The organism is Mesorhizobium zhangyense (assembly GCF_011045115.1).
Classification (GTDB): Bacteria; Pseudomonadota; Alphaproteobacteria; order Rhizobiales; family Rhizobiaceae; genus Mesorhizobium_M; species Mesorhizobium_M zhangyense.
In genome coordinates this window covers 16,928-38,367 of sequence record NZ_JAAKZG010000014.1, presented here as the reverse complement: position 1 = coordinate 38,367, position 21,440 = coordinate 16,928, and the positions used below count along the sequence as shown (strand labels likewise).

Annotated in this window: 26 protein-coding genes; 8 read left to right on the top strand and 18 right to left on the bottom strand. The window is 62.2% G+C overall.

What is annotated here, in order from left to right:
- Positions 1-82: 82 nt before the first annotated feature.
- From G6N74_RS24445 to G6N74_RS24375, 15 genes are all read right to left on the bottom strand, one after another.
- The gene (locus tag G6N74_RS24445) at positions 83-859 is read right to left on the bottom strand and encodes a flagellin N-terminal helical domain-containing protein (protein WP_165120622.1); all 777 of its coding nucleotides are present in this window, start codon (positions 857-859) and stop codon (positions 83-85) included.
- Positions 860-1,124: 265 nt separating this feature from the next.
- Positions 1,125-1,856, bottom strand: a complete 732-nt coding sequence (gene fliP / locus G6N74_RS24440; protein ID WP_165120621.1) for a flagellar type III secretion system pore protein FliP — start codon at positions 1,854-1,856, stop codon at positions 1,125-1,127.
- Positions 1,853-2,353, bottom strand: coding sequence for a flagellar basal body-associated FliL family protein (locus tag G6N74_RS24435; protein ID WP_165120620.1), 501 nt, complete (start codon positions 2,351-2,353; stop codon positions 1,853-1,855). Before G6N74_RS24435 ends, fliP begins: the two co-directional genes overlap by 4 nt.
- An 18-nt stretch (positions 2,354-2,371) precedes the next feature.
- Positions 2,372-3,070, bottom strand: coding sequence for a flagellar basal body L-ring protein FlgH (flgH, locus tag G6N74_RS24430; RefSeq protein ID WP_165120619.1), 699 nt, complete (start codon positions 3,068-3,070; stop codon positions 2,372-2,374).
- The gene (locus G6N74_RS24425) at positions 3,067-3,609 is read right to left on the bottom strand and encodes a MotE family protein (protein ID WP_165120618.1); all 543 of its coding nucleotides are present in this window, start codon (positions 3,607-3,609) and stop codon (positions 3,067-3,069) included. Before G6N74_RS24425 ends, flgH begins: the two co-directional genes overlap by 4 nt.
- A 10-nt stretch (positions 3,610-3,619) precedes the next feature.
- Positions 3,620-4,876, bottom strand: coding sequence for a flagellar basal body P-ring protein FlgI (locus tag G6N74_RS24420; RefSeq protein WP_165120617.1), 1,257 nt, complete (start codon positions 4,874-4,876; stop codon positions 3,620-3,622).
- Positions 4,873-5,346 carry a flagellar basal body P-ring formation chaperone FlgA gene (gene flgA, locus G6N74_RS24415; protein ID WP_165120616.1) on the bottom strand — a complete coding sequence of 158 codons (474 nt, stop codon included), beginning with the start codon at positions 5,344-5,346 and terminating at the stop codon, positions 4,873-4,875. The genes G6N74_RS24420 and flgA overlap by 4 nt, the downstream gene beginning before the upstream one ends.
- A gap of 5 nt (positions 5,347-5,351) precedes the next feature.
- Entirely contained in the window at positions 5,352-6,140 is a 789-nt protein-coding gene (gene flgG / locus G6N74_RS24410; protein WP_165120615.1) for a flagellar basal-body rod protein FlgG, read from the bottom strand.
- A 12-nt stretch (positions 6,141-6,152) separates the two neighbouring features.
- Positions 6,153-6,479: a flagellar hook-basal body complex protein FliE gene (gene fliE, locus G6N74_RS24405; RefSeq protein WP_165120614.1), complete on the bottom strand. Its 327-nt coding sequence runs from the start codon at positions 6,477-6,479 to the stop codon at positions 6,153-6,155.
- Positions 6,479-6,895, bottom strand: a complete 417-nt coding sequence (flgC, locus tag G6N74_RS24400; protein WP_165120613.1) for a flagellar basal body rod protein FlgC — start codon at positions 6,893-6,895, stop codon at positions 6,479-6,481. The genes fliE and flgC overlap by 1 nt, the downstream gene beginning before the upstream one ends.
- Before the next feature lie 5 nt (positions 6,896-6,900).
- Complete coding sequence (gene flgB, locus G6N74_RS24395) at positions 6,901-7,281, bottom strand: flagellar basal body rod protein FlgB (protein ID WP_165120612.1); 381 nt, start codon at positions 7,279-7,281, stop codon at positions 6,901-6,903.
- Positions 7,282-7,408: 127 nt separating this feature from the next.
- The gene (locus G6N74_RS24390) at positions 7,409-8,548 is read right to left on the bottom strand and encodes a hypothetical protein (protein WP_165120611.1); all 1,140 of its coding nucleotides are present in this window, start codon (positions 8,546-8,548) and stop codon (positions 7,409-7,411) included.
- Positions 8,529-9,941 carry a flagellar protein export ATPase FliI gene (gene fliI, locus G6N74_RS24385; RefSeq protein ID WP_165120610.1) on the bottom strand — a complete coding sequence of 471 codons (1,413 nt, stop codon included), beginning with the start codon at positions 9,939-9,941 and terminating at the stop codon, positions 8,529-8,531. Before fliI ends, G6N74_RS24390 begins: the two co-directional genes overlap by 20 nt.
- Before the next feature lie 10 nt (positions 9,942-9,951).
- A complete protein-coding gene (gene flgF / locus G6N74_RS24380; RefSeq protein WP_165120609.1) occupies positions 9,952-10,674 on the bottom strand; it encodes a flagellar basal-body rod protein FlgF in 723 nt (240 codons plus the stop codon).
- A 12-nt stretch (positions 10,675-10,686) separates the two neighbouring features.
- Entirely contained in the window at positions 10,687-11,805 is a 1,119-nt protein-coding gene (locus tag G6N74_RS24375) for a DUF1217 domain-containing protein (protein ID WP_165120608.1), read from the bottom strand.
- A 190-nt stretch (positions 11,806-11,995) separates the two neighbouring features.
- On the opposite strand from G6N74_RS24375, the gene motA reads away from it, so the two are divergent.
- From motA to G6N74_RS24345, 6 genes are read left to right on the top strand one after another with little or no spacing between them, the layout of a single operon-like run.
- The gene (motA, locus tag G6N74_RS24370) at positions 11,996-12,871 is read left to right on the top strand and encodes a flagellar motor stator protein MotA (RefSeq protein WP_165120607.1); all 876 of its coding nucleotides are present in this window, start codon (positions 11,996-11,998) and stop codon (positions 12,869-12,871) included.
- A 35-nt stretch (positions 12,872-12,906) separates the two neighbouring features.
- Positions 12,907-13,836 (top strand): FliM/FliN family flagellar motor switch protein, encoded by a 930-nt coding sequence (locus G6N74_RS24365; protein WP_165120606.1) that lies wholly within the window; start codon positions 12,907-12,909, stop codon positions 13,834-13,836.
- Positions 13,837-13,878: 42 nt separating this feature from the next.
- Positions 13,879-14,268, top strand: coding sequence for a flagellar motor switch protein FliN (fliN, locus tag G6N74_RS24360; RefSeq protein ID WP_165120605.1), 390 nt, complete (start codon positions 13,879-13,881; stop codon positions 14,266-14,268).
- A 40-nt stretch (positions 14,269-14,308) separates the two neighbouring features.
- Entirely contained in the window at positions 14,309-15,322 is a 1,014-nt protein-coding gene (locus G6N74_RS24355; RefSeq protein WP_165120604.1) for a flagellar motor switch protein FliG, read from the top strand.
- Between the two features lie 20 nt (positions 15,323-15,342).
- Positions 15,343-16,425 (top strand): flagellar biosynthesis protein FlhB, encoded by a 1,083-nt coding sequence (gene flhB, locus G6N74_RS24350; protein ID WP_165120603.1) that lies wholly within the window; start codon positions 15,343-15,345, stop codon positions 16,423-16,425.
- Positions 16,422-16,868, top strand: coding sequence for a BspJ family T4SS effector nucleomodulin (locus G6N74_RS24345; RefSeq protein WP_165120602.1), 447 nt, complete (start codon positions 16,422-16,424; stop codon positions 16,866-16,868). The genes flhB and G6N74_RS24345 overlap by 4 nt, the downstream gene beginning before the upstream one ends.
- A gap of 4 nt (positions 16,869-16,872) precedes the next feature.
- Here the strand turns inward: G6N74_RS24345 and G6N74_RS24340 are convergent, their stop codons facing one another.
- A complete protein-coding gene (locus G6N74_RS24340; RefSeq protein ID WP_165120601.1) occupies positions 16,873-17,643 on the bottom strand; it encodes a helix-turn-helix transcriptional regulator in 771 nt (256 codons plus the stop codon).
- Positions 17,640-18,302, bottom strand: coding sequence for a helix-turn-helix transcriptional regulator (locus G6N74_RS24335; RefSeq protein ID WP_246245920.1), 663 nt, complete (start codon positions 18,300-18,302; stop codon positions 17,640-17,642). Before G6N74_RS24335 ends, G6N74_RS24340 begins: the two co-directional genes overlap by 4 nt.
- Before the next feature lie 496 nt (positions 18,303-18,798).
- On the opposite strand from G6N74_RS24335, the gene G6N74_RS24330 reads away from it, so the two are divergent.
- Together G6N74_RS24330 and G6N74_RS24325 are read left to right on the top strand one after the other, a co-directional pair.
- A complete protein-coding gene (locus G6N74_RS24330) occupies positions 18,799-19,329 on the top strand; it encodes an SRPBCC family protein (protein WP_165120599.1) in 531 nt (176 codons plus the stop codon).
- A 190-nt stretch (positions 19,330-19,519) separates the two neighbouring features.
- Positions 19,520-20,179: a helix-turn-helix domain-containing protein gene (locus G6N74_RS24325; protein ID WP_246245924.1), complete on the top strand. Its 660-nt coding sequence runs from the start codon at positions 19,520-19,522 to the stop codon at positions 20,177-20,179.
- A 212-nt stretch (positions 20,180-20,391) separates the two neighbouring features.
- Here G6N74_RS24325 and G6N74_RS24320 read toward each other — a convergent pair whose 3' ends face one another.
- Positions 20,392-21,432: a heme-dependent oxidative N-demethylase family protein gene (locus G6N74_RS24320; protein ID WP_165120597.1), complete on the bottom strand. Its 1,041-nt coding sequence runs from the start codon at positions 21,430-21,432 to the stop codon at positions 20,392-20,394.
- Between the last annotated feature and the right edge of the window lie 8 nt (positions 21,433-21,440).

Here is a 21,440-nt window from a genome sequence, read left to right as displayed (position 1 = left end):
GCTTGTGCGAAAATGAAATCGGGCCGCGCCCCCGAAAGAGCGCGACCCGGTTAATTGCCCCGTCCTTTAACCCAATCCGCTATTAGCGGAAGAGCGTCAGGATCGACTGCGAGCTGGAGTTGGCGATCGACAGCGCCTGGATGCCGAGCTGCTGCTGGGTCTGGAGCGCCGAAAGGCGAGCCGATTCAGCGTTCATGTCAGCATCGACGAGCGCGCCGACGCCGCGGTCGACAGCGTCGATCAGCTTCGACGTGAAGGAGAGCTGCGAGTCGACGCGGATCTTCGAGGCGCCGAGGTCGGCTGCGGCATCGCGCATGGCCTTGAGCGTGGTTTCCGCCGTCGCAAGATCGGAGAAGTCAGCTGCTTCGAGGTCGTACTTGGCAACGGTGATCGTGTCGAGAGTGCCCGAATCCTTGACGTAGCCTGCGACGACGGTCAGGGCGGTGCCGGCGGTGCTCAGCAGGTTCTGGCCTTCGAAGTCGGCCGAAGTGGCGATCTGCGCGATCTGTGCGGTGAGCGCGTCGACTTCCTTCTGGACAGTTGCATCGTCGATGCCGTCCTGGCCCATAGAAGCAAGCTTGGACACGATCTTCTCGCCGAGCTTGATGGACTCTTCCAGACCGGTGTAGGCGACGTCGACGACTGCCGAGCCGAAGCCCAGCGAATCCTTGACCGACTGGTTGATGGAATTCTGCGCGCGCATGCCGGTGGCGATCGACCAGTAAGCGGCGTTGTCCGAAGCGGTCGAAACGGCCTGGCCGGTGGCGATGCGGTTCTGCGTGGTTGCCAGGTTCTTGTTGGTCTGCGTGAGCGTCTGCAGGGCGGTCATTGCAGATGCGTTGGTGAGAAGGCTAGCCATGAGCCGTGTTCCTTGTGATGTGCAATTTGTGAGGAACATGCCGGAATATACCGGCGAGAGCGGAGCGGCATCATGCCTATGGCCCTGGTTGGGCCAATCCGTCTGTATGAGTGCCTTTATGGCGGGCAATCCCTACCAAAAGGATAATTCAGTTTTATGACTCTATGGCCGGATTCAGCCTGCCGCAACTCCGGAAATCTCTCATGCCATTGTTTGGATGAGTCTTTTTGTCGCGGCGAAAATTCTTAACCATTTCCCGGAATGTTCAATTGAACGACCTGACAAGGCTGCCGACGAGCAGGTTCCAGCCGTCGATGAGCACGAAGAACAGGATCTTGAACGGCAACGACACCACCGTCGGCGGCAGCATCATCATGCCCATGGCCATGGTGATGGTGGCGACGATCAGGTCGATGACGAGAAATGGCAGCACAATGAGGAAGCCTATCTCGAAACCGCGCCGGATTTCCGAAATCATGAAGGCGGGAACCAGCACGCGCAGATCGACATTTTCGCGCGAAACGGTCTGGCCGCGTTCGCGCGCAAGGTCGGCGAACAGGTCGAAATCCTTGTCGCGGACGTGCTTGACCATGAACTGCCGGAATGGATCGGAAATCCGCTCTAGCGCCTGGTCCTGGTTTATCTCGTTGTTCATCAGCGGGCGCACGCCATTGGCCCATGCCTGATCGAAGGTCGGCGCCATGACGTAGAAGGTCATGAACAGCGACAGGCTGATGATGATCATGTTGGCGGGCGTCGTCTGCAGGCCCATGCCGACGCGCAGGATCGAGAAGGCGATGACGAAGCGGGTGAAGCTCGTCACCATGATGAGCAGGCCCGGCGCGATCGACAAAACCGTCAGCAGGCCGAACATCTGGATGATGTAGCCCACGGTGGTGCCGTCAGCCTGGCCGATGCCGCCGAGATCGATCTGCTGGGCCTGCGCCACCGTTGCGGTGGCGATCAGCGCCAAGCCCGTGAGGAGAAGTTTTCTCATTCGAAAAGCAGTGTCCGGATGAGCACCTGCCTGACATGGCCCTCGCTGCGGATTTTCGCCCGCTCCTCGAGATCGGCTTTCAGATGCTGGAACCCGCTGGCGCCTTCGATCTGGTGAACCTTGACGGTTCGAAGGAAGGCAAGCAGGTCCTGATGGATATCGTCGACAAGCGATTGCGGCTGGGGCGCGTCGAACACGACGGAGGCCTCCATGCGAACCCACATGTCGCTCGGCGCGGCAAGATTGGTGGTGATTGGCGGCAAGGGAACCTCGAGGCCGGTTGAAGCCTTCCCATGGTCGCCCTCGGCCTTTGCCGGCGCTTCATGGCTTTCACCTGCCGCAACCTCCACCTTGGCCGCGCTCTCGCGACCATACAGGTACTGGCCCGAGACCCAGCCGAGACCGATCGCGGCGGCCGTCATGCCCAGAAGGACCACGGCCTGAATGACCAGCGATGGGCCTTTGGGCTGGGAAGGGGCTATTTCGGTTACGGACATGGCGTCGGCGGTTCTTTCCTAGAATGGAAGCACGTTGTCGAGGATTTGCTGGCCATAGGGCGGCTGCTGAACCTCGGTCAGGCGCCCGCGCCCGCCATAGGAGATGCGGGCCTCGGCGATGCGCTCGTAGGAAATGGTGTTGTAGGGGCCGATGTCTGTCGGGCGAACGATGCCGGCGATGGTCAGGATGCGCAGTTCAGCGTTTACCCGCACTTCCTGCGAACCGTTGATGACCAGGTTGCCGTTGGGCAGCACGTCGCTGACGACGGCGGCGACCGAAAGCTCGATGCTCTCGGAGCGCTCGGTCTTGCCGGAGCCCTTGGTGGAGGTGTTCGAGCCGACGTCGGCATCGAAAGAGCCGCCCTGCTTGCTGCCGTTCCAGCCGAAGTCCATGCCCGCGCCCAGCGTGCGGTTGACCTTGCGGTCGCGGTCAGATTCGTTCTTGAAGCGGGCGCGGTCGTTGATCTCGATCTTGACGGTGAGGATGTCGCCGGGTGCCAGCGCGCGCGGATCGGTGAACAGCCGCTTCTGGCGATCGTCCCACAGCGAGAAGCGCTTGACCGGCTGGGCCGGCGGCTGGGGATACTGATAGACCGATTGCGCGGCGATGCCGGACCCGACCGGGGACATCACCGGCTCCTTGCCGACTTCTTCAACTCTGGTGGCGCAGCCGGAAACCGTAGCAGCGGCCAGTGCTACGAGGGCAAATCGGATCATGAGGGGTCTTCCTTGCGGGCGGCACTCGCCATGATGCCGGTAAGTGCTGCGGCCGCCTTGCGGTCCATTTCGTTGAGGATGACGCCGGCCTTGCGCGAATCGAGCTTCATCATGATGCCGGCGGCAACATTGATGTTGACCTCGGCCAGCCGCTCGGCGGCAGCGTCGGGCTTCATCGCGGCGTAGATCTTGACGACGTTGTCTTCTGCCTTCGACAGGAAGTCGTCGCGGCGCTTCAGCCATTCCTCATATTCAGCGCGCTTTTCCTCGAGCAGCTTCATGCGCTGGTCGATGTCCTTCTGCAGCGTCTCGAGTTCCTGCGCCTGGAGAGCATAGCGGCGGTCGCGGGCGGCGTCGGCGATGTTGGAGCAGAAGCGCTCGACTTCGGTTTCGGAGCCGTCCGTGGGTGCTGCGGCAGCGACGATCGACTGCGTCGCGGCAGGGCCGCTCGCGCTCAGCATGGTGGTTAGCGCTACGGCAGCCAGGATGCGGCCGGCGTTTCGCCGGGGCCATGTGAGGAAGTGGGGATCAGCGCTCATCGGCCTTCACCTATTGCAGCACGAGATCGGCCTGCAGGGCGCCGGCGGATTTGATGCCCTGAAGGATTGCGATGATGCCAGCTGGCTTGACGCCGAGCCGGTTCAGGCCGGAAACCAGCGTTTCGAGATCGGGCCCATCGAGGAGCGCGACCTTGGCGTCCGGCTGGGAGATATCGATGGCGGTGTTCGGCTCTACTGCCGTGACGCCGCGCGAGAAAGGCTCCGGCTGGACGATGGTCGGCGTCTCGGTGATGCGCACCGTCAGAGTGCCGTGGCTGATGGCGACGCGCGAGATGCGCACGTCCTGGCCGATCACGATCGTGCCGGTGCGCTCGTCGACGACGACGCGGGCGGGCACATCGGATTCCACGACCAGATTTTCAAGCTCGGCGTAGAAGCGCGCGGGCGAAATGCCCTCCGGCTTGCGGATCATGACCGTGCGCGAATCCTGCTCGCTGGCGACGCGCTTGCCGAAGCGAGCGCGGGAATAGTCGTTGATGACGTCGGTGACGCGGACGGCGGTGGAGAAGTCGGCGTTGAGAAGCTGAAGGGTGAGCAGCGACTGGTCGCCCATTGCCGCCTGCACCTGACGTTCGACGATGGCGCCGTTCGGCACGCGGCCGGCAGTCGGAACGCCCTGGGTTACCCGCTCGGCCTGCCCTTGCGCCTCGAAACCGGCAATGAAGACGGGTCCTTGCGCCACGGCGTAGATTTCGCCATCGGCTGCCTTAAGCGGCGTCATGATCAGCGTGCCGCCCGCCAGCGAAATGGCGTCGCCCATGGACGAGACGCTGACATCGATGCGCGCGCCGGACTGGACGAAGGGCGGCAGGTTGGCGGTGACGATGACGGCGGCGACATTCTTGGCGCGGGCGCGACCGCCTTCGGACGCGATACCGAGATTTTCGAGCATGGCGCGGATAGACTGTTCGGTGAAGGGCGAGTTGCGCAGGCTGTCGCCCGAGCCTTGCAAGCCGATGACGAGGCCGTAGCCGACGAGCTGGTTGTCGCGCGCGCTCTGCAGCCGGGCGATGTCCTTGATGCGCGATATCGGGCCGTTGCCGCCGGGCAGGCGCCTGCCGCGATTGTCATAGCCTTCGTCGCCATAGGCACCGCCCGCGCCGCCGGTGGCGGCAAGTACGCGGGCGTTCGTGTCGATGGCCGCGCCATTGACGCCGCCGCCGGGGATCTTGCCATCGGGGCCGTCGGCCAAGGCCGGCTGAAGCCCGATCAGGAAAGCCAGAACCAGTGAAATTATGCGCATCATAGGCCGCTGACCCGTACGGAGCCATCGGCCATGACGGTGCCGGATAGCACCTTGCCGCTGTCGAGATTGCGGACTTTGATCATGTCGCCGGCCGAACCCGGCTGAAGCGTCACGGCAGCCGCTGAGATGGTGAGCACGCCGGAGACGAACAGCGCCTGCACCGCAGCACCCTGTTCGACGAGAAAGGCGTCGCGCACCGCGGCGAGCGGGATGTACCGGCCCGGCAGCAGCGTGCGGCGTGCGATCTTGCCTTCGATGTCGGCCCTTGCCATGGCAACGGCAGCCGGCGGCTGCTTGCCCTGGCTGAGCGTGACTTCCTTGAGCGCTTCGGCAGGAATAGTTTCGCCGGGATAGATGACGCGATTGGGGATGGTCACCGTCTCGCCGGCAAAGGAAACAGCCGCGCCCGTCAGCAGCGCCAGTCCGGCGGCGGCCGCAACAATCAGGCTGTGAAATGCGCGCGGCATCATTCTCGTCACCTTATGTTCTTGGAGACCACGGCAGCCATTTCGTCGGCGGCCTGAATGACCTTGGAGTTCATCTCGTAGGCGCGCTGGGCCGAGATCAGCTCGGTGATTTCCTTGACAGGATCGACGTTGGAGTTCTCGAGATAACCCTGCTCGACCGTTGCATAGCCGGGATCGCCCGGCACGCCGACATTGGCAGCGCCGGAGGCCGGGGTTTCCTGGAAGAGATTGTCGCCGAGCGGCGCTAGGCCGGCCTCGTTGGCGAAGGTCGCCAATGTCAGCTGGCCGAGGTCCTGAAGATCGGCCTGGCCGTCGATGCGGGCAAAGACCTGGCCGGTCTTGTTGACGACAACCTCGACGGCATCGGCAGGTACGGTGATCGCCGGCTGGACGTTGAAGCCGTCGACGGTGACGAGCTGGCCGGTGGCGTTGGTGTTGAAGGAGCCGGCGCGGCTGTAGAGCGTCTGGCCGTCGGCGCCTTCGATCTGGAACCAGCCGGTGCCGGTCAGCGCGAGGTCGAGCTTGTTGCCGGTGCTGGTGAGCCCACCCTGAACGTGGACGTTGCGCACGGCGGACGTCTTGACGCCGAGGCCGATCGTGACGCCTTCGGGCACGACATTGGCATTGGCGCGGTTGGGCACGCCCTGCATGCGGTCGACCTGATAGAGCAGGTCGGAGAATTCGGCGCGTGCGCGCTTGAAGCCGGTCGTGTTGATGTTGGCGATGTTGTTGGCGATGACTTCCAGATTGGTCTGCTGGGCGTTCATGCCGGTGGCGGCGATGGCGAGTGCTTTCATGATCTATTGTCCTCAGATCGCCATGCGGCTGACTTCGAGATAGGCGGTGACGATCTTGTCGCGGATGGCGACAGCCGCCTGCAGAGATTGCTCGGCGGTCATCACCGCATCGGCAACCTTGCGCATGTCGGCGTCGCCCTGAAGCGCCTGGACCGATACGTTCTCGGCACCCTTGAGCGTGTCGATGGTGCGGTTGGCGGCTTCCGAAACCATGTTGGCGAAGGACTGGCCGATATCGGTGCCGGCCGTCTGTCCGAGACTGCTGGGGGAGAGGCCGATGGTGTTTTCGACACCGCTCGGCTGGAGTTTCGGGCCTATTGCGCCGATGCCGGTGATCATCAGTTGCCTCTCATCAGGTCGATGGTCATGGAAATGAGGTCGCGCGCCTGTTTGACGACCTGGAGATTTGCTTCGTAGGAGCGGTTTGCCTCCGTCATGTCGGCCATTTCGACCAGCACATTGACGTTGGGCATCTTGACGTAGCCGTTTTCGTCGGCTGCCTCGTGGCCGGGCAGGAACTCGACCGGGTAAGCCGACTGGTCGCGATTGATCGCGGCGATATCCACGGTCGATGCGCCGACGGCGCGGTCGACCTCAGCGGAGAAGATGATCGTCTTGCGCTGGTAGGGGTCGGCGCCGGGCGTGCTGCCGGTCGACTGCGCATTGGCAAGGTTTTCCGAGACGATGCGCAGTCTTTCCGACTGGGCGGTGAGGCCGGAGGCTGCAACCTTGAGCGTGGCGGTGAGTGCGTCCATCCAGGTCAGCCCTTCACGGTCTGCATCATCATGCGGTGGAACGCCTTGACGATCGCGGTATTCAATTCGAAGGTGCGGCGCACTTCGCCGGCCTTCATCAGCTCGTTTTCGAGCACGACGGTGTTTTCCGAAGGCAGCACCGAGTTCTTGCCGTCCTCGTTGCGGACGGCATAGGCGGCCTTGGAGATGCCGCCGGCGAAATGGCCTTCCTGCGTGGCGCTCATGGCGACGCGGCGCTTGTCGAGCACCTTCTCGAAAGGCTCGATCTCGGCGGTACCGTAGCCGGGCGTATTCACATTGGCGATGTTGCCGGCGATCGCCGACTGGCGGACAGCCAGCCAGTCCGATTGCTGGGAAGCGAGATTGAACAAATTGACAGGCTGCATAGAAATCTCCGGGCAGATTTCCACACTGTAGGCAACCAGTCTTGCGCGGGCCTTGCGGCCAGCATGAGGTTATTGCTTGACCATGACCTTTTCCAAAAACCGGTGACCACTTTTTGGGGTCATGGTCCTACTGCGAAAGCTCGACGATCTTGTCGGCGCTGGTGACGAGCACCCATTTCTTGCCGCGCAGTTCGATGCTGGCGACGCGGCTGTTGTCAGGCAGCTGCGAGCCGCGCTGGACGACCCACAGGCCGGTTTCGTCCTCGATCATGGCGCGGCCGTTGACGACATGGACCAGGCTGAACGTCGCCTCGTCACCGGGAAAAGGCTGCTCGGCGAGTGCCGCAGCCGCCCTCGGCGCCTGATCGCTTGGCAAGGAAGCGGTGATGAAGGGATCCAGCTTGCCGAACGGAAGATCCTCGTCGGCGAAAGGCGCCTCTACAGTCTCATAGCGGGAAGAGAAGGCTATGCGGGCCGGGCGCGTGCCCTGGCCGTTGCCGCTGAACTGCATGGCCTGTACGCCGAACTTTTCCTGATTGAGGAAGACATACCAGGGAAACAGCGCGCAGAAGAGGCCGAGCCCCACGCCAAGGCCGGCAATAACCAGATCGCTGCGACGATCCGGGTTGCGGACGGCCTTCACCGGCACTGTCGGGCGCATAGGCGCCCGGGCTGGCGCGGGCCTGGGTTTTGGAGCGTTGTCGACAGCAGGTTTGGTGCGCTGGAACGGACGCCAGCCGGCCTTTTCCTTCTCGACCTTGCGTATTTCGTTGCGCGCCGGTTCGGTCCTTGTCGATTGCGTCGATGGTCTCGCCTTGAGCGTTACCCGCTCCGGCGTGTTTTCCTCGATTATATCCAGCAGTTCGCGCTCGGCACTTCTGGGTTGCGGGTTGGGATGGAGTTGCTCCAGCACCTCCTTTTCCCTTTCGGCCCGGTGTGCGTTCGCCAATTCCTGGCGGCGCTGTTCGAAATATCCAGGCTTGGCGCTACGCCGAAAAAGCCGCCAGCCGGAGCGCCTGTCCTCGGCCTCATTATGTTCGGGAACCTGTTCAAAGGTTTCTTCAACCTGTGCCGGTTTCAAACGCCGCCGCCAGGACCAGCGCCGTGTCTCTTCGTCCCATCTTCTGCTTCTCGTGAAGATGCGGCTGGTGCTCTGCTTGAGCTCGCGCAGACGCCGGCGGACTGCCCGCCATCCGGTCTGTTCCTCCCTGGCCTTGCTCTCGTCGAGCATGGCGCGAAGGGCGTGTTCAATTTCCCGGAGCTGCATCGGGCTTTTCCTTGGCTCTGAGATGGCGGGCGAGATCGGCGAGCGGATCGGGCGAGGGCGGGTCGGCCGGCGACTGGGTCAGGACTTCGTAGACCGCCGGCACCTGACGCACCGCCAGGTCGAGCTCGGCGTCCGCACCTGCCTGATAGGCGCCGAGCAGGCGGATGTCGCGGGTGTCTTCGAAGCGCGAGATCATCGATTTCAGGCGGGTTACCAGCGCGCGCTCGTCATTGCTCCAGGCCTTTCCGGCCAGACGCGAAATGGATGACAGCGGATTGACCGCCGGGTAGCGGCCCTGCTCGGCGATCGCGCGGTCGAGCACGATATGGCCGTCGAGAATGCCGCGCACGGAATCGGCCACGGGATCGTTGTGGTCGTCGCCATCGACCAGTACCGAGATGATCGCTGTGATCGAGCCTGTCGTTCCCTCGACGCCGGGACCGGCGCGTTCGAGCAGCTTGGGCAGGTCGGTGAAGACGGAAGCAGGATAACCGCGCGCGATCGGCGGCTCGCCGGTGCCGATGGCGACCTCGCGCAGCGCATGGGCAAAACGCGTGATCGAATCGAGCACCAGAAGCACGCGATCACCGCGCTCGCGGAAGTGCTCGGCCACACGCATCGCCGTGTCTGGGGCGCGGCGGCGCATCATGGCGCTTTCATCGCTGGTGGCGACGACCGCCACTGTCTTGGCCATGCTGGCATGGCCAATCGTGTCTTCGAGGAATTCTCGCACCTCGCGGCCGCGCTCGCCGACGAGCGCGACAACGACAGTGTCGAAGGCTTCCGCACCCGCAAGCATGGCGAGCAGCGTGGATTTGCCGACGCCGGAACCGGCGAAGATGCCGAGGCGCTGGCCGAAGCAGATCGGCGTGAAGATGTCGATGACGCGAACACCGGTGAGAAACGAGGTTTCGACGCGCTGGCGGGAAAGGGCGGCCGGCGGCACGGAATCGGCCGCGTCCTGGATATCTCCCTCAACCAGAGCCGGGCCGCCGTCTATCGGGCGGCCGAGCGAATCGATGGCGCGTCCGCGCCAGGTCACATGCGGGGCGACGGCGAAGGGGCCGCGGTTGAAAACGAGGTCGTTGACGCCGGCATCGGCGGTGCGTTCGAATGGCGCAACCAGCACGTCCTGCGAGCCAATCTGGATGATCTCGCCTCGCCGCGTGCCGTTCTGGCCGCGATGCTCGACGATGTCGCCGAGCCTTGCCGAGCCTGAGAGGCCGCGGACATGGTAGTGCGTCGGCGATACTTCGGTGATCCGGCCACCGCGTTTGACGATGGTGCGCGCGTCGGCGAAGCGATGATAGCTCCGCTCCAGGATCGTCAGCCTGTTTTCGTGATGCGCAGGCTGAAGGTCCGGGTTGGTTGCGACCGGCTGGGCGTTGGTCATCTATGCCGCACTACTTCGAGCCGAGTGTGCGGACGGCCTCGCTGAAGGTCTCACCGGAGCTGCGCATCAGGGCGGCAGTCTGTTCGAAGGCGCGCTGGACGCCGATCAGCCGCGTCATTTCCAGGATCGGGTTGACGTTGGAATCTTCCACGAAGCCCTGTGCGACGCCGACATCGATGCGGTCCACCACCGGGTCAGGCTGGCCGTTTGGAATGATGCCGGAATTGCCATAGCGCTGGAAGTTGGTGCCGGGGTTGAAATCGTAGAGGCCGATTGCCGCGACGAGCTGGCCGTCCTGGCGAAGCACGCCGTCGGCGCCCGCCTGCGGCGCGCCGTTGCGCGGATCGAGCTGGATCGGCGCGCCGCCGGCGTCGAGCACGGGATAGCCTTCGATGGAAACCAGTTGGCCGGTTTCCAGCATGGTGAAGCGGCCGTCACGGGTCATGATGGTGCCGGCCGGCGTTTCGATGCCGAACCAGGCATCGCCGCGGATGGCAAAATCGAAGGGATTGCCGGTTTCGCGGAATGATCCCGACTGCGTCGACAGATAGGTGTCGCCGGTCGAGGCGAAGGACACGGACTTTTCGCCGACGCCCGAGACGACATCCTCGAACTTGACGCCGGTGGCACGAAAGCCGACGGTGGACGCGTTGGCGACGTTGTCGGCGATCGTGTTCAGCCGGCGTTCCAGCGCGATCTGTGACGAGAGGGCGACATAGAGACCATCCTGCACTTTATATGTACCTCAGCGTTTCATTGACTGGATGGAGAGCAGCAGATTCGTCGACACGCCATATTCGGCCGGCTGGCTGAACAGCACGGTCAACGAAGTGGCCGCCGACGTCGACGGATTTTCGATTTCCCAAAGCGCGGTGAAGCGCTGGATGAACTTGCCGAGCTTTGTGGGGTCGGAAAGGTCTTCGATCTTAATTCGCGACTCGAAATACTTGACCTGCTTGTCTATGTCGGCCTGCGCAAAGGCATCCGGCAGGCCCAGTGCTGTGCGAACCACCTGAGCAAGCGCCTTGTCGCCGAGGACTTCGTAGAAATTGGTCAGGGACGGAGCCTTGCGCTCGAAATAGAGCGCCAGGCGCACACCCTCATTCTGCTTGCCCGCATCCTGTTCCAAAGTCTGGCGGAGATATTTGTCCGTGGAGGGCTGCTGGGCTGCAACATAGGTCGTTGCCTTCTCGCCATAAGCCTCGAAGTTGAAGGCCGTCGCGAAAGCGGCGTAGCGAGGCTCATCCTGCTTGTTGGCAAGGCTGTCCTCGTCGCGGACGCCGCCCTCGAGAATCTTGCGCAGGAAATCGTTGGTGTCGATTTCCGGGTCCATGGCAAACGCGGTCTTGGCGTAGCCGAGCAGCCGGTCGTCCTTCATGAACTCGTCGATCGACTTCACCTTGACGATATTGGCCAGGTAGTAGGTGGTCTCGGCCTTCACGGCATCGGAGTCGGGATCGCCGCCGTTGATCTTGATCTGGCTGGCGTAGTTCTCAGCGGTGAACTGCTGCGCCATGTTGTATGTGGTCGTCTGCTCGCCGCGGGCGGCGAAGTTGAAGCTGCGGACGAATTCGGCGTAGCGCTTGTCGCTAAGCTTGTTGGCGAAGCTGTCCGGATCGGAGATGCCTTCCTTCAGCGCCTTGACCATGAACGCCTTGGCGTAGGTCATGTCTTCCAGCCCATGCGCCTTCATCGCATAGTTGAACAATCGGGGGTTCGATACGAACTCGTCGATCGTCTTCACCTTGGTGATATTCTCGAGATAATATTTGGTCTCGCGATCGACCACAGGCTGCTTGCTGACGCGGTCGAGCGACCTGGTCAGGTTGCTCGCAATGATCTGGTAGCTGGTATAGGTCGTCATCGCGTGGCAAGCCTCCGCCCAAAGTATCTGGGGACGCTAAACTAACTTCCTTGCGCGAAGCTGAATCGCAGGCTGTTCTGAGAATCATCTGCTTTTTTTGTTGGCGGCGAAAAATGCAGGGGCGATTCAAGCTTCACACAAGGCACAGCCGGTATTGCGTAAGGCTGGACGACTTGCGGAAGGACGGGCAGTGGGCATTCTGATCGGTTTTGCGGTGACCCTGGGCTGTGTGCTCGGCGGCTTCATGGCCATGGGCGGGCACATCGACGTGCTGATGCAGCCCTGGGAATTCGTCATCATCGGCGGCGCGGCACTCGGGTGTTTCCTCGTCGCCAACCCCATGAAGACGGTGAAGGATACCGGCAAGGCCTGCATCGAGGCGGTCAAGCAGGCAGTCCCGAAGGAGCGCGACTATCTTGAGACGCTTGGCGTACTGCACAGTCTGATGCGCGAACTGCGCACCAAGTCGCGCAGCGAGGTCGAGGCCCATATCGACAATCCGGAAGAATCAGTGATCTTTCAGGCGTTCCCGACCGTGCTCAAGAAGCATGACCTGACGCATTTCATCTGCGATTATTGCCGCCTCATCATCATTGGCAATGCGCGTTCGCACGAGATCGAAGCGCTGATGGACGAGGAAATCCAGACGATCCGCTCCGACAGCCTCAAACCCTATCATGCGATGACGGCGATGGCCGATGGCCTGCCGGCGCTCGGAATCGTGGCTGCGGTGCTCGGCGTGGTGAAGGCCATGGGCGCGCTCGACCAGTCGCCGGAAATTCTGGGCGGCCTGATCGGCGCCGCGCTCGTCGGCACCTTCCTCGGCATCTTCCTCTCCTATGCGGTGGTCGGACCGGTCGCCACCAAGATCAAGATCGTGCGCGAGAAGAATAACCGCCTCTACATCATCGTGAAGCAGACGCTGCTTGCCTATATGAACGGCTCGCTGCCGCAGGTGGCGATCGAATTCGGCCGCAAGACGATTTCGTCCTACGACCGGCCGTCGATCGATGCCGTCGAGCAAAGCACCATGAACACCGCCGCCGACGCCAAGAAGGCTGCCTGATAGATGGTCGCGTCTGAACAGGAATTCTGCCGGCCATGAGCAGCGTAGCCAGTCCAGCGGAGACGCGCGCGTTCATCGTCGAACGCCTTGTCGGCGATACCGGTGAGCCCGACCGCATCCTCGATGCGGCGCGCTCGCTTTCGGAGCGCGCGCTTCCGGCGATCATTCAGGGTCTTGGCGAGAATCTTTCGACCCCCGTCAGTTTCGATGTCGTCTCGGTGGATCTGGCCCGGCTTGCGCAGGCACGGCCGACGAGCGGCCATCATGCGATGACGGTCGCTTCGTCGACCTCGTCGCCCGATGCCCTGATCCTGTCTATGGATGCGTCAGCTGTTGCGGTCATCGTCAGCGCGCTGTTCGGAGGCGATCCCGAGTTGCCGGTTTCGCCGATCAATCGCGAATTGTCGCCGACCGAGACGGAAGTGGCGACGATGGTGTTCCAGCAGATCGCCGAGGCGGTCAACGGTTCCGGCCCGCGCGCCTTCGAGTTCAGGCTGCCGCTGCCTGCCGCGATCACCGGCATGGAACTGAAGAAGCACATCGTCCGCGACGGACCTGCCGTGCGTGTCGTCTTTTCTGTGTCGATGGGCGCTACGGTCGGCAAGGTGTCGCTGACCATGCCGCAGCGCGTGCTTCTCAAGCATCGCGGCGACGCCGGCGTGAAGCAGAGCGCCGAGCCGGAGACGGAATGGCGTACTCGTTTCAGCGAGGAAGTCATGCGCTCCGAGGTCAATCTGGAGGCGACGATGCCGCTCGCCAAAATGACGCTTGGCGAGATTGCCATGTTGCAGGCGGGACAGATCATCGAACTTGGCGAGACGGCGCAGTCGGAGGCAAGGCTTTCGGCGCGCAACAAGACACTGTTTGTGTGCGAATTCGGCAAATTGGGGCAGAATTACACCGTGCGAATCAGGCATCCTTTCGATGCCGGCCAGGACTTCATCGATACGCTGCTGCCGGGATGACGTGCGCCGTCGTTTCGAGAAGGACCTGAATTGGAGAAGGCTATGAACCAGACCAACCCGGCGCCGGATGTCGATATTCCGGAAGAACAGCTCAACCGGGCAATCGAGGAATTGCGCGGCGCTCTGCAGGAAGAGGAAAAGCGCTCGCCCGACAAGGCCAAGGCCGAGCAGCAGGCATCGAATGCCGCCGTGATCATGAACATTCCGGTCGACGTTCAGATCGTGCTTGGCAGCACCGAAATGCCCGTCTCCGATCTGATGGCCTTGCAGAAGGGTTCGACCGTGGCGCTCAACCGCCGCATCGGCGAGCCGGTCGATGTCGTCGTCAACGGCCGCAAGATCGCGCGGGGCGAAATCACCGTGCTGGAAAGCGATCCGTCGCGCTTCGGCATCAAGCTCACCGAAATCATAACCGCGGCGAAGCCCGCGTGATGAATTTACGCGCTCTCGCCAATTGCAGGAGGTCCGGCGCATGACGACGGCGCTTGTGAACCTGACGCGTGCGCAGAAAGCCGCTGCCATTCTGGTCGCGATGGGCAAGCCGTCGGCGAGCCGGCTCTTGAAATTCTTCAAGCAGGAAGAACTGAAGGCACTGATCGAGGCAGCAAGGCTTTTGCGCACCATCCCGCAAGGCGATCTTGAGCGCATCGTCGCGGAGTTCGAGGCGGAATTCACCGAGGGCGCGGGCCTGCTCGATTCCGGCGACCAGATGGACACGATCATGAACGAGTCCCTCTCGGCCGAAGAGATGGACGCCATCATGGGTAACGGCAAGAAGGTGGCCGGCCCGCAAGGTCCGCCGCCGGTCTGGCCGGACCTGGAAAAGGTCGAGCCGGAACGCCTCGGGAAATTCCTCGCCAGCGAGCATCCGCAGACTTCGGCGGTCATCCTGTCCAAGCTGGCGCCTTCGGTCGCGGCCAATGTGCTGCTTGCGCTTGAGAAGCCGCAGCGTGGCGACATCATCCGGCGGATGATGTCGATGACGACCGTGCCCGAGGCCGCGACCCGCATCGTCGAGAACCAGTTGCGCACGCGCGTGCTCTCGGAAGGGGCGAAAAAGGACATATCGGTCGGTCAGACCCGCGTCGCCAGCCTGCTCAACGAGATGGACAAGTCGCAGCTCGATGAAGTCATGCAGGATCTGGAACAGACCGGCGTGAGCGATCTAGACGGCATTCGCGCGCGGCTGTTCTCCTTCGATGACATTCCGCTTCTGGCGCAGAAGTCGCGCGTGGTGCTGTTCGACGGCCTGTCCACGGAACTGGTGACGCTGTGCCTGCGCGGCGCATCACCCGAGATCACGGAATCGGTGCTGTCCTCGATCGGCGCGCGTGCGCGCCGCATGATCGAGGCCGAGCTTGGCCAGGAAGTCGATGGCATCTCGGCGGCCGAAGTGACGAAGGCACGGCGAAGCGTCGCTTCCACCGCCATTCGCATGTCGCTCGAGGGCGCCTTCGAGCTTCCGTCGACGCAGCACGCTGCCTGAACCGGCATTGAGAGGACACCTTGTCCGAGGGCGCCGACAAAGAAAGCAAAACAGAAGAAGCCACAGAGAAGAAGATCCGTGACACCGTCGAAAAGGGCAAGCTGCCCGTTTCGAAGGAAACGGGACTTCTGGCCTCATTCGTTGCCATACTGATCTTTGCCGTGTTCTTCGCGCAGGACAGCATCAGCCAACTCGGAATGTTCCTGGCGATCTTCCTGGAGAAACCGGAAGCCTGGCCGCTTTCGACGGCGCCTGACGTCATCGAGCTTTATCAGGTGGTTTTCGTCGAAATTGCCAAGATTCTCGGCATCCTGATGGTGCTTCTGGTGGTTGCGGGCGTCGGCGCTTCCGTATTGCAGAACATGCCGCAATTCGTGGGTGAGCGCATACGCCCGCAAGCCGAACGCATATCGCTGAGCAAGGGCTGGACCCGCCTGTTCGGCATACAGGGCTTCGTCGAGTTCCTGAAATCGCTCGGCAAGCTGGGCTTTGTGACGCTGGTGCTCGTCTTTACGCTCAGCGGCGATATTCGCCTGCTGCTTTCCGGCATGATCACGCAGCCCGCCGCCTATGCGCTGACCATGCGCTCCATCGGCATCGACATCATCGTCTCGATCGTCTTCGTCATGGGGCTGATCGCGGCAGTCGATCTTGTCTGGTCGCGCTTCCACTGGCGGCAGGACCTGCGCATGACCAAGCAGGAGGTCAAGGACGAGATGAAGCAGTCGGAAGGCGATCCGATCGTCAAGTCGCGCCTGCGCTCGCTTGGCAGAGACAGGGCGCGACGGCGCATGATGGACGCGGTGCCGCGCGCCACGCTGATCATCGCCAACCCGACCCACTACTCGATCGCGCTGAGATATGTCCGCGAGGAAGACGCGGCCCCGATGGTTCTTGCCAAGGGGCAGGATCTGGTGGCGCTGAAAATCCGCGAGATCGCCGAGGAGCACGGCATTCCGGTCTTCGAGGACGTGGCCCTGGCCCGCTCCATGTACAAGCAAGTTTCGGTCGATAGTGTGATACCGGCTAAATTCTACCAGGCCGTCGCCGAACTGGTTCGCATTGTTTATGGCAACAAGCCGCAGCGCAAAGGCATTTCATGATCAGGCAGCCGCATGCATCGACGCGTGAGATCATCGTCGCCAACTCCATACAGGAGGTGGTGAGCGAATTGCGCCTTGTCGATGTGGCGGACTACATCGCCTTCATAAGGCTGGAACAGTTCGGCTGCATTTCAGACATCGTCGATTCAGCCGCCGAGCTTTTCTTCATGCCGGGTACACTGCGCCTCGGCCATGGCGGTGAAGCGCATGTCGGCTGGTCCGAAAATCCGCGCATCGTGCTCGACCTCGAATTGCGCCCGGCCGGCGCAACGGTCTATTTCGCCCTGACGCTGACCGCGCTCCATGCATCGGTGGAGGTCAATTACATCGCCTTCGACATGGCCGACGAAGACCCGGAAAAAAACTCGGCGTTTCTGGAGGCGTCTCTCGAGCAATCCCGGATCCGCAAGACGGTGACGCGGCTTGTCTCTGAGGAGAGCTAAGCGCTTACTCTATCAGCCCCATCCGCAGCGCCTTTGCCACCGCGTGCATGCGGTTGACGGCATTCAGCTTCTGCGTGGTGTTGGTGAGATACTGGTTGGCGGTATGCACCGAAAGCTTCAGCAGCTTGGCGATGTCTTCGCTGGTGAAGCCGTTGGCGGTCAGCTTCAGGCATTCCAGTTCGCGTTTCGAGATCGAAGGGACCTTGCCGCTGTCGCCGGGGCGCATGACGGCGACGGCACTGAAGAGCGCAAAACAGCGGGCATGGATTTCGTGAAGCTGCGCCTGTGGCAGACTGATATCGGTGCCGTAGAAGATCACCAGCCCGCATTGGCCGCGTTCGGCGTAAACGGGGAAGGCTATGCCGGAACTGTCCGGCACCAGGGGTGAAATTCTCCCGGCCCAGTCGAGCGCTGGCAGGGTCGTTGCCGATGCCGAGCGCGCGTCGCTGCTCCACCAGCATGGCAGGCTGGAGACGCGGGTGTGCTGTACCAGATCCTCGCCGTTGCTGCCGGAGACGAATTTCGTGTGCAGCGATACGCGCGGATAATCGGAATCGAAGCACGGAACCAGGCGCGCCCGTTCCATGGAGGGGCTGACGAGAAACAGCCCGAAGCCGGTGGCGTTGATATCGACGGCGATCCAGCGGCAACGCCGCACGGCGTCAGGGATGGTGACGGCCGGATGTGTCTCCGAGCCCGGTACGTTGGCGCCGAAGGGGTTTCTTCTAACACCGAGCAGCACGTCCGCCGCTTTTGCCGCTGCTGTCTGTGTCAAATGATGCCGCTCCTGATTGCCGTCGCCACCGCCATGGCGCGGTTGCTGGCCGAGAACTTCCGGATCGCGTGGGTGATGTAGCTGTTGACCGTGTTGGACGAGACGCCGAGGATCACCGCCACCTCGTCCGTGGTCTTGCCTTCCGAAACCCAGAACAGGCATTCGCGCTCGCGGTCCGAAAGCGGGTCCTGCATGGAGGCTGCCGCGACCAGCGCCGGCGCCTGCGAGAGCGCGTAGCAGCATTCGACCTGCGCCTTCATCAGCGCGCCGATATCGATCTGGCCGGGAACGGCCGCGGAAAAGAGGATGAACAGGCGCTGGCGTCCGACATTGAGTTTCAGCGCATAGATTTCGCAGTGGCCGAGCACGTGAAGGAGCTTGGCTTCCTCGCCGCTGAGAACGCTGCCCAGGGCAGGGGCGTGTGCTGTGACGATGCCGCGCGGCCTGATGCCGGGAGCAACTGCGAGCGCGCTCGTTGCCAGATTGGCGATCAGCTGATGCCCGGCGAGTTCGATCGCGTCGTAGATCCAGTTGGAGGCGAGGATGCGCGCATCGCTCTTGTCCTGGTCGTGCAGGATGGCGACCAGCATGTAGCTGTCGGCGCCGATGGTGGCCGTGAGCTGCATGAGAAAACCGGTGAGGTCACCGCGCGATGTCAATTTGACCGCGGGTATTCCGGTATCCTGATGCTGCGCGGCTAGACTTGTCATGTGTCCAAAACGGCCGGAATCCATATGAATGCCCGGACCTCTGGCGACGCCAGCGGCCGAACCTGAAAACGCTTTCACCTGTTACGAAAAACTCGCACCGGGCACGGTGTGGTGCCATCGGCCGAATCCTTGCGGGACCACGCGAAACCTGCCGCGTCTTGTGCCGGAAAACACTCCGGAACTCTGACTTTGAGTGGTTCGCCAGGCCCCCCGCGGGCCGGCTGATTCGGGTCTAATCTAACTCAGCGGAATCCGTCAGCAAACCCAAAAATTAACAAATGTTAAAGCGCGTGACCTGAGTGTCTTTTCGACTACAGCCGGCGCGCGTTGGCAAAGGCCATGCCGGCTTATTAAACCGAATGGTTGACAATGCAGTTCCAATCGGGATATTGAACTGTATGGTTTAACATGATCCGGTCAGTTCACCGGGGCGAGGAGAAGGTCAATGCGTGAATTCGGTGTCGTCACCGCGCCCAACACGGTTCGGCTGGAGCGCGTGTTTCCCGGGCCGATCGAGCGGATATGGGCCTATCTGACCGAGCCGGAGAAGCGCCGCGTCTGGCTGGCAGCGGGACCGATGGCCGATCATGTCGGCGGGGTGGTCGAGCTTCGCTTCAGGCATTCCGAGCTTTCGCATGAAACGACGCCGGAGCGTTTCGGGGAAAACGGCAGGGAATTCAGGAATGTCGGCAACGTGACCGCCTGCGACCCGCCGCATTTGCTGAGCTTCACCTGGCCGAGCAGCGGCGGGGACATGTCGGAAGTGACCTTCGAGCTGTCGCCTCAGGGCAACGACGTTCTCATGATACTGACGCATCGCAGGCTTGCCGATCGCCCGGAAATGACCAGCGTCGCCAGCGGCTGGCACACCCATCTCAGTATCCTCGAAGACCAGTTGGCAGGCCGAAAGCCGCGTGGCTTCTGGTCGACCTACATGGAGCTTGAGAAGGAGTATGAGAAGCGCCTGTCTTCGTGAACCTATTTGCCAATTTCATCCCGTCTGCGGTCCAAGCAAGAAACTTGCAACCCTTGCCACAAACGCGTACTGAGAATAAAAATATTCACTACGAGTGAAATCTCAGCGCAAGGAGGCGGGCTTGGCAAAGAAGGCTTCACAGGCAACGACACAGGTCGGCAAACCAGCCGCGGGCGTTTCGGTTCGGCCGTTGAAAGTGGTCGACGGCGATCTTCACAACACAGCATTGAAGCAGAACCCGCATGCGGTGCGCGACACGCGCGAAAACGTGCTGGAAGTGGCGATCGGCCGCGAGGTTCGCGCCTTTCGTAAGAAGCTGGGCATCACGGTTGCTGACCTTGCCACCGCCACCAATATCTCGCTCGGCATGCTGTCGAAGATCGAGAACGGCAACACCTCGCCATCGCTGACGACACTGCAATCCTTGTCGCGGGCGCTCGGCGTGCCGGTGACGGCGTTCCTGCGCCGCTTCGAGCAGGAGCGCAACGCGGTCTTCGTCAAGGCGGGCGAGGGCGTCGATGTCGAACGCCGCGGCACGCGCGCCGGCCATCAGTACACGCTGCTCGGCCATGTCGGCTCCAACACCAGCGGTGTCGTGGTCGAGCCCTATCTGATCACGTTGAGCGAAGATTCGGACGTGTTTCCGACCTTCCAGCATGACGGCATGGAGTTCCTCTACATGCTGGAGGGCGAGGTGGTGTATCGCCACGGCGACAATCTCTACCGGATGTCGCCGGGAGACAGCCTGTTCTTCGACGCCGATGCGCCGCATGGGCCCGAAGAGCTGACCAAGCTGCCGATGCGCTACCTCTCGATCATCTCCTACCCGCAGGGCAGCGGCGGCGATTGAGTTTGCTGTCGTCGGCAATTCCGCAAAATCGGCGCTGCCCCTCACCCTTACCCTCTCCCCGTGAGAAACGGGGAGAGGGGGCGTCAGCGTTGGAACTCCCTCCTTCCCGTCATTTACTGGGAGAAGGGACAAGCGGCGAGGTTGCAGAACCCCCTCTCCCCGTTCTTCACGGGGAGAGGGTAAGGGTGAGGGGCTGCTCCGCGCTGCAAACCTTAATCCGGCCCAAAGCCCGGCGAGGTCGCTGCGCCGTCGTCATATTGCGACAGCCATTCGAGCACCGTCGGCCGATAGCGCGACAAACCCTTGTAGTCGGCAAGCTCGGTTGGCAGGTCGCGCAGGACGCGGTGGAAGCGGCGCGCCCATTTCGGCGAGGTCACCAGCTCGTCCATCTTGATCAGATAACAGCGGATCGGGAAGACAAGCGCGTTGGAGCGCGGCAGCCGCCAGAAGCTTTGCAGCTCGACGCGAAGATGGACCTTTTGTCCAACATTCTCAGGCGTCACCGTCGCGCGGTCAGTGCCCCATTTGTGATAATTCTCAGGGCTGGTATCGAGGCGCGGGTTGATGGTCATCGTCCAGTTCAGGCGTCGTGCCGGCGCGCCTTGCTGGATGTTGGTGAGGAATTTCAGCGCGCGGGTAAAAATGCCCTTTTCATGGGCCAGCGGCACCGGGGCGTGCCATTCGAAGAAATTCATGCCGATGTCGAAATCGAGCGACCAGTCGGCCTGGGTGGTGACGATGCCGGCATCCATCCAGAGGTTGCCGTCGCGCTGGTCGAGGATGCAGAAATCGCCCTGGCTCTGGCGGGTGATGTATTCCATCGGCCCATAGGGCAGGGTGGAGACGTCGCCGAAGGTGAAACGGTCGTCGATGCCGAGCGGCCGGTTGATCCAGTGCCATTTGTCGCCATCGCGGTTCAGCGTGAAATGCTCGGGATAGCTCTCGGCCTTGGAGGTCATCAAGAGTTCGAGCAGGTCCCAGCCGGCCAGCGTCATATGCGGCAGCGACTGGCAGCGCAGCGGGTCTTCCGCCAGCACCAGCGCCCGGTCGTGCATCTCCGAGACGTAGTGCTCGTCGACATCGATGCCGTGTTCTAGCACGCTGCCTTTCGGCCCCGGCACATGCGGCTCGATGTTGACCGCATACATGTAGGCGTCTTCATGGAAGGGGAACGGAAACCGCCTGATGTGCTCGGGGCTGTTCCTGAAGGTGAAATCGTCGCGAAACGTTTCCTTCCTGAAATTGATTCCCATTTTCTTTC